The following is a 15777-nucleotide window of genomic DNA, read 5'->3' as shown; positions in this document are numbered from 1 at the left end:
GAATGTCTTTCACGATTTGTGATAAGATGTTTCTCGTTATGAAGCAAATTCCCGATGGGAGGAGGGGCGACCCTTCGCTGCCTTGTAACCGCAAGAACTCTAGTTTCAGTTTTAAATGGGGGAATTATTAACAATGTCAGAGAAACATTTATTTACGTCCGAATCAGTTTCTGAAGGACACCCGGATAAAATCGCTGACCAGATCAGTGATGCCATCCTGGATGCAATGTTGAAGCAGGATCCGCAATCACGGGTTGCCGTAGAAACATCCGTTACAACCGGTTTGGTATTAGTCTTTGGTGAAGTATCAACCAAGGCTTACGTGAACATTCAGCAGGTTGTTCGGGACACGATTCGGCGGATTGGCTACACCGACGGCAAGTACGGCTTCGATGCCGACGGTTGTGCAGTCATTACCGCGATTGATGAACAATCACCTGATATCGCGCAAGGGGTTGACGATTCCGTTGAAACCCGTGAAGGTAACGAAGACCCGCTGGACAAGATTGGTGCCGGCGACCAAGGTCTGATGTTTGGCTATGCAACGGATGAAACACCAGAATACATGCCTTTAGCTTTAATGCTGAGCCATCATTTGATGATGTACATTACTAAGTTACGCAAGGAAGGCAAGATCCCATACCTGCGTCCAGATGCAAAGGCGGAAGTTACGGTTGAATATGATGACAACGATCGCCCATTCCGGGTTGACACGGTGGTATTGAGTACCCAGCATGATCCGGATGTGAGCCTGGACCAGATCCGTCATGACGTTACCGAAAAGGTCATCAAGCACGTGATCCCAGCCAAGCTGTTGGACGACAAGACCAAGTACTTGATTAACCCAACCGGTCGTTTTGTTATCGGTGGTCCCCAAGCGGATGCCGGTTTGACTGGTCGGAAGGTAATTGTTGATACCTATGGTGGTGCTGCTCACCATGGTGGTGGGGCCTTCTCCGGTAAGGATGCTACCAAGGTGGACCGCAGTGCTTCCTATGCTGCCCGTTACATCGCCAAAAACCTGGTCGCTGCTGGTTACGCAAAGAAGCTGGAAATCCAGATTGCTTATGCCATCGGGGTTGCTCAACCAGTTTCCATTGCCATTGACACCTTTGGCACTGGTACTAAATCAGACGATGAACTGATCGCTGCCGTTCGTAAAGTCTTTGACCTGCGTCCAGCTGGGATCATCAAGATGCTCGACCTGCAACGGCCAATTTACGAAAAGACGGCCGCTTATGGCCACTTTGGCCGGACAGATGTTGACCTGCCATGGGAACACCTGGACAAGGTTGATGAATTGAAAAAGATTTTAGGCTAATAAACTAAAAAATCTGCCCACAAACCACTGTGGGCAGCTTTTTATGGTTGCTGATGAATCACTTTAGACGGATCAAATTTGATGGCTAGCAAGTTGATTCCGGAAAGAACGAAGACACCTAGCGACCAGCCGGCGAGGACGTCGCTCGGAAAATGGGCGCCCACAAAGATTCGTGAAAATCCTACCAGAATAATGATTAAGACCAAACAGGTATCCAAAAGGGCCTTGAGGTGGCGGGAATGCAGCCAATGATTAACCATTAAGATTAGTGAGCCCATGATTAAGACGGCGGTTGACGAGTGGCCGCTGGGAAAACTGTAGCCGCTATAATGCATGAGCACCCTGATGACCGGCCGTGGCCGACAAACGACGATTTTCACAAAGTGGTTTAAGATAAGGCCGCCAAAGATCGTGCTCGTAATTTGCAGGCCAAAGTACCAGTCGTGACCGATAAAGGCGGCTAGAGACACTCCGAAGGCCCAGAAAACTGAGGCCTGCGCATTGAACATGCTGGTGATTTGTTCCCAAAAGGCATTGGCAACTGGTGAATGGAATTGGTTGACCCAGTTGCGAATCATGGAATCAACCGCGGTCACTCGCAGAGGAACCGTTGATATTAAGATCAGTAAGCTAAGAAAAATAAGCAGGCAAAGTGAAAATAGTAGCCAGCTAGTACGTTTATTCATGGTCCAGACTCCTTTAATTACTCCTATATCCTAACAAAAGTCGCGAGAATCTGCTTGCATTTGCGCTTTAAAGTTGCTATGATACGCGTAATATCTGATCACGAAGGGAATAGTAGCCGTTGAAAGTCGTCAGAGACCGCATGGTGGTGAAAATGCGGGGCGGACAGCAGTGAACTGGCCCTAAAATCGACTGTTGCTGAATTAATAGTAAGGAACAGCGTTGGCCGCGTTAAAGCCGTTGAGAGCTACTTTTTAGTAGAATTACGGGTGGTACCGCGGATACTTTTCGTCCTGTAGATGATAGACATCTACAGGACTTTTTTTGTGATCAGAATCAGGAGAAGTTCGTTACGTCGTTGAAAAGGAGAGACACTATGGCATACGATCATTCAGCAATTGAGAAAAAATGGCAGCGTTACTGGGATCAGCATGATACCTTCCACGCTGAGATTAACCGGGACAAGAAGAAATACTATGTTTTGGACATGTTCCCTTATCCATCTGGCCAAGGCCTGCACGTTGGCCACCCCGAAGGCTACACCGCTACTGATGTGATGGCCCGGATGAAGCGGATGCAGGGCTTCAACGTGCTGCACCCAATGGGCTTTGACGCTTTTGGCCTGCCTGCCGAACAATACGCTTTGAAGACCGGCCACAACCCGAAGAGCTTCACGAACAAGAACATTGACCACTTCCGTCACCAGATCAAGTCACTTGGTTTTTCTTACGACTGGGATCGTGAAGTCAACACGACCGATCCAAAGTACTACAAGTGGACCCAGTGGATTTTTGAACAACTGTACAAGAAGGGCCTGGCTTACGAAAAGGAAACCATGGTTAACTGGGCACCAGACTTCATGGGCGGCACGGTTGTTGCCAACGAAGAAGTTGAAGACGGCAAGACCAAGCGTGGTGGTTACCCAGTTTACCGTAAGCCAATGAAGCAGTGGATGCTGAAGATCACTGCCTATGCTGATCGGCTGATTGATGATTTGGACCTGATTGACTGGCCGGAAAATATCAAGGAAATGCAACGCAACTGGATTGGCCGTTCAGAAGGGGCCAAGATCTACTTCAAGATTGCTGACCACGACGATCAAAAGATTGAAGTCTTCACTACCCGGGCCGATACGCTGTTTGGGGCTTCTTACGTTGTCCTGGCTCCGGAATTAGACCTGGTCAACGAAATCACTACGCCTGACCAGAAGGCAGCGGTTAAGGCTTACCAAGAAGAAGCTTCACGTCGTTCTGATTTGGAACGGACGGATCTGAACAAGGATAAGACCGGTGTGTTCACGGGTGCTTACGCTATTAACCCGGTTAACAACGAAAAGCTGCCAATCTGGATTTCCGATTACGTACTGGCTTCTTACGGTACTGGGGCCGTAATGGCTGTGCCTGCCGGTGATCAGCGTGATTACGACTTTGCTAAGAAGTTCGACCTGCCAATCAAGCCAATCATCGAGGGTGCTGACTTGTCCAAGGAAGCATTCAGCGGCGATGGCAAGCACGTGAACTCCGGCTTCTTGGACGGCTTGAACATTGAACAAGCTAAGGCCAAGATGATTGACTGGCTGACTGAACACCATTGTGGTGGCAAGAAGGTTAACTACCGTCTGCGGGACTGGATCTTCAGCCGTCAACGTTACTGGGGTGAACCAATTCCGGTTATTCACTGGGACGATGGCACGACTTCCTTAGTTCCTGAAGATGAATTACCACTGAAGCTGCCAAACACCGACAACATTGAGCCATCCGGGACTGGTGAATCACCACTGGCCAAGATTAAGGATTGGGTCAACGTTTATGACAAGAATGGCCGTCACGGTTTGAGGGAAACCAACACGATGCCACAATGGGCCGGCTCTTCATGGTACTGGCTGCGTTACACCGACCCTCACAACGATAAGGAATTTGCTTCCAAGCGGGCACTGGATTACTGGTCACCAGTTGACCTGTACGTCGGTGGTTCCGAACACGCCGTATTGCACCTGTTATACGCACGGTTCTGGCACAAGTTCCTGTATGACGAAGGCTTAGTACCAACCCCTGAACCATTCATGAAGCTGGTTAACCAAGGGATGATTTTAGGTTCCAACCACGAAAAGATGTCCAAGTCCAAGGGCAACGTGGTTAACCCAGACGACATTGTTAACCAGTACGGTGCTGACACGCTGCGGCTCTATGAAATGTTCATGGGCCCACTGGAAGAAAGTGTGCCGTGGGATGAAAAGGGTCTTCATGGTGCCAACAAGTGGGTTCACCGTGTATGGCGCCTGTTGATGGATGAAAACAACCACCTGCGTGACCGGGTATCCAACTTTAATGACCACAAGCTGGACAAGGTTTACAATCAGACGGTTAAGAAGGTCACCGATGATTACGAACGGATGCACTTCAACACTGCCATTTCACAACTGATGGTTTTCGTCAACGAAGCTTACAAGGTTGATGACTTGCCGGTTGAATACATGGAAGGCTTCGTTAAGATGATCGCCCCAATCATGCCGCACTTAGCCGAAGAACTGTGGAGTCAATTCCACGAAAGTGACACGATTACTTACCAACCATGGCCAACTTACGATGAAAGCAAGTTAGTCGAAAAGAACGTTGAAGTAATCGTTCAGGTTAACGGCAAGGTTCGGGCCAAGCTGCAATTACCAAAGGATGCTGACAAAGATGCCGTTGAAAAGCAGGCATTAGCTGACGAACACGTGCAGAAGTTTGTTGCTGGCAAGGACGTCAAGAAAGTCATTGTCATTCCAAACAAGATCGTCAACATCGTCGTTAAATAATTAGCTAACGAAAAACGGTCTCCAGACTTCGTTATTGAAGCTGGAGACCGCTTTGTGCTTGCAAAGGAGCAGTCATGGAAAAGAATGAAGTTGCTTATCCAGCCGTGATCAAACAAGACAAGGGACAGACGGTGATCCATTTTCCCGACCTACCGGATGCAGACGTGACTGACGCAGATGAACAGCGGGCACGCCTGCGGGCCAAAATCGGCTTAGCAATCATCATCATTGATCTGGAAAGTCATTATGAACCGGTGCCGAAGCCTTCCAGCCTGCAAAGCGTGCAAAACCGCCTGGGCAAAGGCGCACAGGTCGAAATGATTGAGACAGATTTGAGCCAATATTAAATAACATAATTGCATAGGTGATTTTAACAAGCTAAAATAGGCGTATTGCTTATTTAGATCATTAGAAGGGTGTAGAGGATGGAAACTCATAATCAAGAACAGACAACGTCATCGGCCCAACAGACATTCCAAGATTCACGGAATAAGATGCTGTCTGGGTCAGCATGGATGACGGCTGGTAGTATCATGTCACGGATCCTTGGAGCAATCTACGTGATCCCGTGGGTAACATGGTTTGGTGCCTATAGTACACAGGCCAATGCGCTGTTTGCTAAAGGTTATAACTTGTACAGCATGTTTCTAACGATTGCAACGGCGGGGATCCCATCAGCCATGTCGAAATTGGTTGGTCACTATAATGGGCTGGACCAATATATTGTCAGCAAGCGGGTTTACCATGCCGGAATGTACGTGTCGGCCGCGATGGGTGTGATCTGTGCAATCATCATGGCCTTTGGGGCAAACATCCTGGCCGATGGGGACGCCAATGTGGTTCCCGTCGTCCGTTCTTTGGCATGGGCGGTCCTGATTATTCCGCCGATGAGCATCACCCGGGGATTCTTGCAAGGATATAACTGGATGGCGCCGTCAGCGATGTCCCAGTTCATTGAGCAACTGTTCCGGGTCATCTACATGCTGGTCGCTACCTTCTTGATCATGAAGATTCAGAAGGGTAGCTGGGTGGTCGCCGTTACGCAGTCAACCTTTGCCGCCTTCATCGGTGCGCTGGGAGCCATTATGGTGCTGACCTATTCTTACATGCGCCACTCTCGCGAAATGAAACAATTGGAGCGAGAAGGGAACAACAATCGTGACATCTCTTCGTTTGATTTGATCGTTAAAATTATCTACCAGTCAATTCCCTTCATCATTGTTGAATCAGGGATTGTGATCTACCAGCTGATTGACCAATACACTTTCAACCGAATCATGCATTGGTTTGGCAACTACACCAATTACCAGTTGAACGCCGTCTACGCGCTGTTCTCCTTCAACGCCAATAAGCTTTACATGATTATCATTTCATTTGCTACTGCTCTGGCTGTGACTGCCATTCCGCTCTTGGCAACGGCTCGGGCACAAAGAGACCAGGAGAGCATGCGGCGGCAGATTGAAAATGCCCTGATGATGTTCTACTTTGTCATGATTCCCGCCACGTTAGGTGTGGAAGCAGTGGCATCACAGCTTTATACCGTCTTCTACCGTTACGATGCGGCCGGCATCACTGTTCTTCAGTTTGCAACCTTCGTGTCGATTCCGATGGGGATGTACACCGTAGTTGCGGCAATGATGCAGGGAATCTCTGAAAATCGGCGGATGATCAAATATCTCTTCATCGGCGTGGTGGTGAAGTTCATCCTGCAAGTTCCATGTATTTGGCTTTTAGAGGGCTTAGGACCACTGTTGGCCACGGGGCTCTCAATGTTTGGCCTGAACTATCTGGTTATTCATTCCTTCAACATGGAATTTGGGCTGCACTTTAACGACATGGCCAAAGCAACCAACCAGATTTTGGCTTACTCGTTGATCATGTTTGTCGGTGTGAAGGCATTGATGATGTTATTTGGCCTTTTCATCAGTCCATATGCTCGACACGCGGCCTTCTTCACTTTGGTCGTCGGGGTCGCATTCGGAGTGGCCATCTTCACTTATCTCGCTTTGCGGTACCGTTTGGCTGACAGTATTCTGGGTGCACCACTTGACAGTCTTCGCCAGCGTCTGCATATGCATAATTAAAATCAAACTTAAAAGGGCGGACCATGAAATCTTCATGGTCCGCCCTTATTTTATTGATAGAAATCTTAGTTCAGGTATCGATCAAGGGTGGTCAAGACACCATCATGATTGTTGTCCGCTTGGGCGGTGTAATTAGCCGCTGCGGCAGCCTCGGGACCACCATTGGGCATCACAAAGCTATACTTGGCCAATTCCAACATTGAAACGTCATTGGCACCGTCGCCAAAAGCAGCGAGTTCGTCGCCAGTAATGTTCCAGTCAGCCATTAATTGACGAAGTGCCCAGCCTTTGTTGATTCCGGGGATGGTCAGATCCATGGAGCCGTTGCCACTGGGTGTAATGGTGAGTTCATCGCCAAATTCCTGCTGAAGACGATCTTGAGCGGCTTTGACCTCTGAGTCGTCAATCAAGAAGGAAGCCTGGAAGAACTGATCGTCGGGCAAGCTAGCCCAGGAATCGATCCGGTGTAAGACGGGATAATAGAAGGAAAGGTGGTCGATCACAGCCGGATCAGCATCACGGGCAATATAGCCGCCATTCACTCCCGACAGAACTGGGGATAGGTGCATTGACTTGACCAGAAAGCTGATCATGTCATGGGCCAGTCGCTTGTCCATCGTCTTGACGATCACTGGCTGGTCAGCCGCTTCGACCTGGGCGCCATTCTCAGCGATAATGGTCAATTCACTCAGTTCGTCTGGGAAGAAGCGCTGCAAGCAGAGCAAGGGGTCGCCAGAACAGATGACGAAGCGAACGCCTTGTGCCCGGCATTTATCCAGGAGCTCATTGAAATGCTTGCGATTGAACTGTTTTTGATCATCCAAAAAGGTGCCGTCCATGTCAACGGCAATTGCTTTAAAAGGTGCTGTCATAGTTTCTCCTTGTAAATTTAGTGAATAAAACCAATTTGTTGGTCGTGACTCTGTTCAGCCACTTTCTTCATGAACCGTGGCAGGGCCAGACTAATCTGATGAGGCAGGACGATGTATTGGTCTTCGGCAATCTGGTCAGCTACGGCGCTGTGAGCGTAAGTGGCAGCCAAAACAGCATCGGTGAGGTTGGTCCGGAATTGAGCAGTAAAACCACCGACCATTCCAGCCAAAGTGTCGCCCATTCCACCAATCGCTTGAGCGGCCGAACCATTTGGCAGTTGATAGGTATTGTCCGCTGTATAAATTTCTGAGTGGTGCTTTTTCAGTACAACGATCCCACCCAACTGGTCAACTTTTTCACGGTTGGCTGCTTCAACTTGGTCGCTGATCTTAATGCCTGACAGGCGTTGCCATTCCATTTGGTGGGGTGTGAAGATCAGGTGCCCCTTTGGCAGTTGAATGTGTTGTTTGGCAATCATCGTAATTGCTGATCCGTCAATCACAACGGCTTGGTCCGGTTGGGTGTGGGAGAAGACGTTATCCAGGACGGCTCGACTCTCACTTTCCTCACCTAGGCCCGGCCCGACAACCACCGTGTTGACCTTTTCAACCATGTTTTTAACGGCTTCTTGGTCGTCAAAGTCGATTACCATGGCCTCTGGCAGGCGTGAACGCAGTGGTCCAGCGTTGATCTTGTCGGTTGCCACTGTGACAAGACCCGCACCGCTATAAACGGCAGCGGTGGTTGCCATGATGATGGCCCCACCAAATTGGTGATTGCCACCGACAAGCAAGATCTTGCCAAAGGTTCCCTTGAAACTCTCCTGTGGCCGTGGCTTGATTACTTTCATCAAAATTGAATCATCTAAGACTTGCATAATAATGCTCCTTTGAAAATCCTTTGAGCCTTTGCGTAAAGAGTGATTACCACATATGGTATCATACTTCTATAAGTCTTTTAAAAAGGGGAACTCAAAATGACTGATTGGCTACAAATTGCTAAAGATCACCAGGATGACTACCTGCGTGACTTGACGACCTTATTGAAAATCAAGAGTGTTCGCGACGACACAAAGGCCAGTGCGGATGCACCATTAGGCCCCGGTCCCACAGCGGCCTTGCATGCCTTTTTAAAGATGGCCCAAAAAGATGGTTTCAAGACCAAAAACATCGACAACGTGGCCGGATATGCTGAAGTTGGTGATGGTGACGAGACAGTGGCCATCTTAGCCCATGTTGACGTAATGCCCGCTGGTAATGGCTGGGACACTGACCCGTTTGACCCCGTTATTAAGGATGGCAAGCTATTTGCCCGGGGCGCTTCGGATGACAAGGGCCCGGGCATGGCCTGCTACTATGCTCTGAAAATTTTGAAGGAACGGGGCGTATCGTTTAATAAGAAGATCCGCTTCATTGTGGGGACCGATGAGGAAAGCAATTGGACCGGCATGCACCATTACTTTGCCACCGAACCAGCACCTACGATGGGCTTCTCACCTGATGCCGAATTTCCACTGATCAATGGCGAAAAAGGACAGGTATCCATGCTGTTGGACATGGACGCCAATAATGATGGCAACGATCAGTTAAAGTCATTTGATTCCGGCCTCCGCTTTAACATGGTCCCACGTGAAGCTGACGCCGTGATTGCTGTTAGCGACGAACAAACCGTTGCCCAACAGTTTGATGATTTTGTCCAGGAAAACCCAGTTGATGGTTCATTGAACAAGGAAGCGGATGGCCTGCACGTGAAAGTGATCGGCAAGGCTGCCCATGGGATGGAACCAGAGAAGGGGATCAATGCCGGTACCTATCTGGCAACTTTCTTAACCCAACTGAATTTAGGTGGCAATGCCAAGTCTTTTGTAGATTTCATTGCTCATTATCTGCATGATGATACCCGGGCCCATCACCTGGGGATTGCCTACACGGACAGTATCATGGGTGAGATGACGATGAACGTTGGCCTGATGTCCTTCAAGCAGGGCGAGACTGGGCATATCGACATGAACTTCCGCTACCCTAAAGGTGTCGAACCAGCAAAACTTTTGGCAAAGATTGAACCGTTGGCAAATCTTTACCATTTCCAGGCACATTATGATGGTTTCGAAAAACCGCACTATGTTGATCCGAGCGACCCAATCGTGACCACCCTGTTAAACGCGTACAAAGACGTCACTGGCGATACGGCGGCGCAACCAGAAGTAGTGGGCGGCGGCACTTATGGACGACTGATGAAGCGTGGGGTTGCCTTTGGTGCTTTAATGCCGAACACCCCGAACACAATGCACCAAGCCAACGAATATCAGCCGGTTGACGACTTGATTTCGTCCATGGCAATTTACATGAAAGCAATTTACGACCTTGCAGGCGAATAATTGCAGTTAAACATGGTAGAATAGATGTGTACAAAAGATTAATTCGAAAATGGGGTGAGTTGTATGAGTGTATATAAAAATGTATTAGTTGGTATCGATGGCTCCAAACAGTCTAAGATGGCCTTTGATAAAGCAGTGCAGGTTTGCAAGCAAAATCAATCTAAGTTGTTCTTACTGTGTGTAATTAATGGTGAACACTACCCAACAGCTGCTGGATATGGCATTGTGGATAAGCACATGTATGACGCTGCCCAGAACAAGATGAGCAAGAGTCTTGACGAATTATCTCAGAAGGCTCATGATGCAGGGGTAGAAGACGTTCATACTGAGGTTGTTGTTGGTAACGCCAAGGTTGTTTTGACGGAACACTACCCAAAGAAGCATGACATCGACTTGATTGTTGTTGGTGCCACTGGCCTGAATGTGATTGGCCGGATGATTGTTGGTTCAACGGCTGCTTATGTTGTCCGTGAATCACCATGTGACGTAATGGTAGTTAAGACCGACCAGAACAATCAGAAGGTCCACGTTGACCAAGTTTCCTATCCTGAAGTTTAATAATAACTTTGACAAGGGTAAATAATTGATTGCAAAGGACGCTATTTCAAAGCGCCCTTTTGTTATCAAAAAATGCTGGACTATGTCACTTATGACTACTAATAATTCCGTATAGAAAGTGATATGATACTAAACGTTAACCAGCCGTGAGAGTAGCTGGCAAATCGATTTTTGGGGAGATATATATGAAGAGAGGAACACGAATTGCTTGGACGGCGGCTGCTATCGTCGTAGTCCTATTAGGCTTGAATTACTGGCACCAAGCAACTCACTTTAATAAGCAGGTCACTGTGAATGGGGTGGCAGTTGGCGGGATGAACGCTCAACAGGCTTATCACAAACTGTCTTCGACTAAGATCAGCAATGATGTCTACTTGAATGGCCAAAAGATTTATTCTGGCAAGACGACTGATCCCGGCTTTACGTCGGCTGATCAATCAAAGGTGAAGGCAGCATTAAAGAAGCAAGTCACCTTCTTCCCGAGCAAGCAAAAGCGTGAGTTGACTGTGACGCCGAGCAACGCCGATACGCAGGCTGCCAAAGAAATGCGCAGTGCGGTAAATGAGAAAATCGCGGTGTTGAATGAGACACGTAAGAAGCCAGTGGATGCAAAGGTTACCTGGCAGAACAATCATGTAAATGTGATTGAACCAAAGAAAGGTAACTACTACGATCAGAAACGGTTGGCAAAGTATCTGCGCAACCATCAATACGACGTGGTTATGCATTTGCCAACTTACTATCTTCAACCACTGGGTCCTGGTAGTTCAACGATTAAGCGTGAACAAAAGAAGCTGCAGGCTTTGAACAACGCTAAGATTACTTACCAGGTTGAAGACAAACAGTACAAGTTTAACGCTGATCAGGTCATTACCAAGGCCACATATAACGGCAGCTATCACTACGATACCAGCAAGGTTAACAGCCAGATCAAGAAGATCAACGAAAAGCAGGCTACGTTGGGCAAGGCCTTCAAGTTCAGAACGCACGCCGGCAAGGAAATCAAGACGGCAACGGACGGCTCCTATTGCTGGAAGATCAATGCTCATAAGGCCGGTCAAACATTAGCACAGGGTCTGGTTGACGGTAAGAGCAAGGTTGATGCAAAGACTGATTTGGAGGGCCTCGGTTACACCGCTCACGGCTTAGGCTATGGCGTTAAGAAGAACGATGGCTTGGGTGACACCTATGTCGAAGTGTCTATCGAGCAGCAGCATGCCTGGTTCTACAAGAATGGCAAGGAAGTCTTTAGCGCAAACATTGTCAGTGGTAAGCATTCCGATGGCGAAGATACGCCTAAGGGAGTCTGGTATATTCTTTACCAACAAAAGAATGCGACATTGCGAGGGACAAGCAAGAATGGTCGTCCTTATGCCTCACCGGTTAAGTACTGGTCACCATTCACGGATAGTGGCGATGGCTTCCATGATGCATCTTGGCGGACTAACTGGTCGTCTCGGGCTTACTTGACTGATGGGTCCAATGGTTGCTGCAACATGCATCCGGGTGACGCTGGTCCTGCCTTTGAGGCCATGGAAACCCATGAACCGGTCATCATTTACTAATAACGTTAAAAAGGTCGGAAATTTTCCGGCCTTTTTATTTTTCTCCCGTACTTAGAAATTGAGGGGGAAAATTAAAATGAAACAAAAATTGATGATCGTGATGTGTTTATTTGCATGGACATTAATGCAATTTCCGGTAGTTGTCCAAGCCGACGTAGTGGATAGTTCAGAAGCCGCTGACGAATTAGCAGCAGCCATCGTGAACGGGCAACGGCCACCATTATCTGCAGCTGAATTACAAGCAATGTCCTCAGACGATAAACAACAATTAGCGATTGCTCTGGGACAGTGTCGGCAAGCCTTTCAAGATCAGGAGACGGACAGTGGCTCAAGGCAGACGCCTCAAAATAAGACGGACGGGATTGGTCAGCAAACAATTAGCGAGCAGAATTTGCCGGTCCTGGACAAAGAAAAACAGCATTTTATTGCATTTTTTGGTCCTTTAGCCCGCAAATTCGGCCAACGTTATGACTTGTACCCATCAGTGATGATCGCCCAGGCCATTCTCGAAAGCAGTTGGGGTCAGAGCGCCTTATATCGAAAGTACCATAATCCAATGGGCGTTAAGGGTGGAGGTGTTTGTATGCCAACTCTGGAGCAAGCCGGCAAGCAAATGTGTGCGGTATGCGCAAACTTTCAGGTTTATAACGGCATTGAAGCGGCATTAGACAACTATGGAAAAATTATGCAAGCACCACTGTATCGTCGCTGTCATCGGTCACAGTCGCAAAACTATCAAGAGGCAACGCGCCACTTAAAAGGGACATACGCTACGGATGCCAATTATGACCAGAAGCTGAACCTCTTGATCAAACATTACCATCTTGACCATTTTGATCAGGAAAAAGCTATGGCCACAAAACAGGTCCATGTTGATCATCCTCAACCACAAGTTCAGGTGGCAAGCAAAGTGAATAAGACAGCCACGCCTGCTAAGCAAACGGTTGAATGGCAATGGCCAATCGCAGGTGGTGCCGGTTCACTTGGCATATTGGGTTTATTGCGTCGATTGATGAAATAAGATTAATTGTTAATGCAAAATAGGCGTCCAACGTTCGATTAAAGCTGAACGCTGGGCGCCTGTTGTCGGTCTGTCTGTTTGATCGATTAACGAATCGTCTTCAACCGTTCGTCGATCATTGCCAATACTTCCTTGACGTGTTCTGGCTCTTCCAGATCGTATTTCTGTAAGTCGATCTTCATCTTCGGACCGGCATCGTAATCGCGGTACCAATCCTTGTAGGCATTCCACATCTTGTAGTAATAATCCTTTAGGTCTGGGCGGTTATCGATTTGTTCGTAATCGCGGCCCCGTTTTTTAATCCGGTACAAAATCGTATCAAAGTCGGTTTCTGAATAAACCATTAAGTCAGGCGCCTTCTTCGGCAACTGACTCAGATCCTTCATCATGTTATCCAGTAATTTTAGGTACACGGATAACTCAGTGTCGGAAATGTTGCCTTCTTCGTTGTTTTCCTTGGTAAAAAGCGCATCTTCGTAAATTGACCGGTCAAGTACGTTATTATCGTTGGTCAGAGCTTGCTTGATCATTGAAAAGCGTTTGTTCAAAAAGTAGATTTGTAACAAGAAGCCGTATTGCTTGGGATTCTTGTAGTATAGTGGAAGTACTGGATTTTCACCGACTGGTTCGTAGTATGCTTTTGTGTGGAGGTGTGCGGCAATCTTACCAGTTAGGGTAGTTTTACCGACGCCAATCATGCCTGCTGTAATAATCACCATAGTGGCCCCTCTTTAATAGAATTTAACAACGATAACTATCTTACTACATTCAGCAGTCGTTGCCTATGAAATGATTTCAGGCAGGCTCAAAAAACTCCCGGCTGACAGGGAAAGCGGGCCAAAAAAATTTCGGAAAAGGGATGTCTTATGAATACTGCTGAAATTCGGGCACAATTAGTAATGGCCCAGCAGCAAGGGCGGATGCTCGAAGTTTATAACTTTAATGATGACAATGATTTCAACGTGGGTTACGTGATTGCCATTGACCCCTTATTTGTTTTGATGAAGAGTATTGACTGGGATGGCAAAGTGAGCAGTCTGATTGCCATTCGCCTGACCAGCATCCATAAGGTCCGGGCATTTACGGATTATTTAAAAACGGTTGCAATAAAAGGTGCAGTAGCGCGCAAAAACCATTATTATGATTTATGGGGGACTGAGCGTTTCTTAAAACAGCATCATTATGAAAATAAAAGTTTGTTGAAAACGATGCTGACACAGGCACAATCGATGGATGAAGCAGTGGTTGTGGGAACGCGTAAATACAAAGCACAAGACGAATTTGAGGGCTTTGTGCATCAATTAACTGCACAAAAGCTGACTCTGCATTACTACAATGAGCACGATCTATCATCCGAGTGGGAGTATGATATTTTATTGGCACAGATTGACTATCTTCGTGCTTTTGGAACTCAGAGTGCGACGACCAAGGCTGTAATGCGATCAGTTTTTGATGATTAACAAGGAATACAGGAGATCGATGATGGCAAAAAAAGTAACAATTAGGCAAGTGGCAGACGAGGCCGGTGTTTCAGTAACCACGGTTTCACAAATTTTAAACGATAAGGGCGGCCGCTTTAGTCAAGAGACCAGAGACCGTGTGTTGGCCGTAAAAGAACGGCTGCACTATGTTCCTGATTTCAATGCCCGTAATTTAATCTTGCATTCCTCAAAGATGTTAGGGGTGCTGATTCCGGATTTGCGCAACCCATTCTTCAGCAGCTTTATTCACGGGATTCAAGAATATTGTCGTGATGCCACCTATATGCCAATGGTCTTCAGTGCCAACCATGATGTGAAGTTGGAAACCTACTACCTGGGTAAACTTTTGGAGCATTCGGTGGATGGTTTAATCATTGCGAGTGCTTCCATCACCGCTGAGGCCATTGATAAGCTGGTAAAACCACTGCAGGTCCCGTACCTATTATTTGATCAAAACCAGATTGCTAATCTTGCCGATCGGATTGAGGTTGACGATTATAATGGCGGTTTACTAGCAGGTCAGCACCTGACTGAATTGGGCCACCAGAAAATGGCGATCTTATTGCCGGCGAACTCGACAATCAATGTTCGTGAACGTTTGCGCGGTTTTAAAGCAGCCATCAAGCAGGCGGGACTACCAGCAGATAATTTAACCGAGATTCACGCTGATTTCAGTATGAAGGCCGGGTATGAGGCTACCCAGAAAGTGTTAGACAGCAATGTTTCAGCTGTTTTCTGTGCTGACGACATTTTAGCCATTGGTTTGTACCGTGGCCTAAATGAACGTGGTTTACACGTGCCTGGTGACCTATCAATCATTGGTTATGATGATATCGACTTGGACCAGTATGTCTATCCACGGTTGACAACGATTGCTCAACCAGTAGTCGAGATTGGACGCGAAAGTGCGCGCTTGTTGGTCAATCGTCTTGAAAAACCGGATATTGATCGGCAATTAATCAAGTTTCCAGTCAAGCTGGTTCAGCGTGAAAGTACCAGTGTAAAAAAATAATAGG

14 protein-coding genes and 1 other annotated feature are annotated in these 15777 nt (G+C 47.4%); of the genes, 10 read left to right on the top strand and 4 right to left on the bottom strand.

What is annotated here, in order from left to right; translation table 11 throughout:
* Nucleotides 1-133 precede the first annotated feature (133 nt).
* Nucleotides 134-1321, top strand: a complete 1188-nt coding sequence (metK, locus tag IV45_RS03220; RefSeq protein ID WP_057740667.1) for a methionine adenosyltransferase — start codon at nt 134-136, stop codon at nt 1319-1321.
* A 41-nt stretch (nt 1322-1362) separates the two neighbouring features.
* Here metK and IV45_RS03215 read toward each other — a convergent pair whose 3' ends face one another.
* Nucleotides 1363-2007: a phosphatase PAP2 family protein gene (locus IV45_RS03215; protein ID WP_083487248.1), complete on the bottom strand. Its 645-nt coding sequence runs from the start codon at nt 2005-2007 to the stop codon at nt 1363-1365.
* Between the two features lie 88 nt (nt 2008-2095).
* Nucleotides 2096-2304, top strand: a binding site (T-box leader).
* 77 nt (nt 2305-2381) lie between these two features.
* Here IV45_RS03215 and leuS point away from each other — a divergent pair.
* The 3 genes from leuS to IV45_RS03200 all read left to right on the top strand — a co-directional run bounded on the left by leuS (nt 2382) and on the right by IV45_RS03200 (nt 6886).
* A complete protein-coding gene (gene leuS, locus IV45_RS03210; RefSeq protein ID WP_057740664.1) occupies nt 2382-4802 on the top strand; it encodes a leucine--tRNA ligase in 2421 nt (806 codons plus the stop codon).
* Between the two features lie 74 nt (nt 4803-4876).
* Entirely contained in the window at nt 4877-5149 is a 273-nt protein-coding gene (locus IV45_RS03205) for a type II toxin-antitoxin system HicB family antitoxin (protein WP_057740662.1), read from the top strand.
* Nucleotides 5150-5227: 78 nt separating this feature from the next.
* Entirely contained in the window at nt 5228-6886 is a 1659-nt protein-coding gene (locus IV45_RS03200) for a putative polysaccharide biosynthesis protein (protein ID WP_057740661.1), read from the top strand.
* 65 nt (nt 6887-6951) lie between these two features.
* Here the strand turns inward: IV45_RS03200 and IV45_RS03195 are convergent, their stop codons facing one another.
* Together IV45_RS03195 and IV45_RS03190 are read right to left on the bottom strand one after the other, a co-directional pair.
* Nucleotides 6952-7758 carry a Cof-type HAD-IIB family hydrolase gene (locus IV45_RS03195; RefSeq protein WP_057740659.1) on the bottom strand — a complete coding sequence of 269 codons (807 nt, stop codon included), beginning with the start codon at nt 7756-7758 and terminating at the stop codon, nt 6952-6954.
* A gap of 17 nt (nt 7759-7775) precedes the next feature.
* On the bottom strand, nt 7776-8636 hold the full coding sequence (locus IV45_RS03190) for an NAD(P)H-hydrate dehydratase (protein ID WP_057740657.1): 861 nt from the start codon (nt 8634-8636) through the stop codon (nt 7776-7778).
* Nucleotides 8637-8735: 99 nt separating this feature from the next.
* Here IV45_RS03190 and pepV point away from each other — a divergent pair, with 99 nt between their 5' ends.
* From pepV to IV45_RS03170, 4 genes are all read left to right on the top strand, one after another.
* Complete coding sequence (gene pepV, locus IV45_RS03185; protein WP_057740656.1) at nt 8736-10136, top strand: dipeptidase PepV; 1401 nt, start codon at nt 8736-8738, stop codon at nt 10134-10136.
* Between the two features lie 63 nt (nt 10137-10199).
* Nucleotides 10200-10694, top strand: coding sequence for a universal stress protein (locus tag IV45_RS03180; protein ID WP_057740654.1), 495 nt, complete (start codon nt 10200-10202; stop codon nt 10692-10694).
* Nucleotides 10695-10879: 185 nt separating this feature from the next.
* Entirely contained in the window at nt 10880-12259 is a 1380-nt protein-coding gene (locus tag IV45_RS03175; RefSeq protein WP_057740652.1) for a L,D-transpeptidase family protein, read from the top strand.
* A gap of 76 nt (nt 12260-12335) precedes the next feature.
* On the top strand, nt 12336-13280 hold the full coding sequence (locus IV45_RS03170; protein ID WP_057740650.1) for a glucosaminidase domain-containing protein: 945 nt from the start codon (nt 12336-12338) through the stop codon (nt 13278-13280).
* An 86-nt stretch (nt 13281-13366) separates the two neighbouring features.
* Here the strand turns inward: IV45_RS03170 and IV45_RS03165 are convergent, their stop codons facing one another.
* Nucleotides 13367-13999, bottom strand: coding sequence for a deoxynucleoside kinase (locus IV45_RS03165; protein WP_057740649.1), 633 nt, complete (start codon nt 13997-13999; stop codon nt 13367-13369).
* 147 nt (nt 14000-14146) lie between these two features.
* Between IV45_RS03165 and IV45_RS03160 the strand changes: the two genes are divergently transcribed.
* Complete coding sequence (locus IV45_RS03160) at nt 14147-14740, top strand: hypothetical protein (protein ID WP_057740647.1); 594 nt, start codon at nt 14147-14149, stop codon at nt 14738-14740.
* 22 nt (nt 14741-14762) lie between these two features.
* On the top strand, nt 14763-15773 hold the full coding sequence (gene rbsR / locus IV45_RS03155) for a ribose utilization transcriptional repressor RbsR (RefSeq protein ID WP_057740645.1): 1011 nt from the start codon (nt 14763-14765) through the stop codon (nt 15771-15773).
* The last annotated feature ends 4 nt before the right edge of the window (nt 15774-15777 follow it).

Origin of the sequence: Limosilactobacillus secaliphilus, from assembly GCF_001437055.1 — a bacterium.
Lineage (GTDB): Bacteria > Bacillota > Bacilli > Lactobacillales > Lactobacillaceae > Limosilactobacillus > Limosilactobacillus secaliphilus.
The sequence above is the reverse complement of the archived record's forward strand: the minus strand, read 5'-3'. Positions and strand labels throughout refer to the sequence as shown.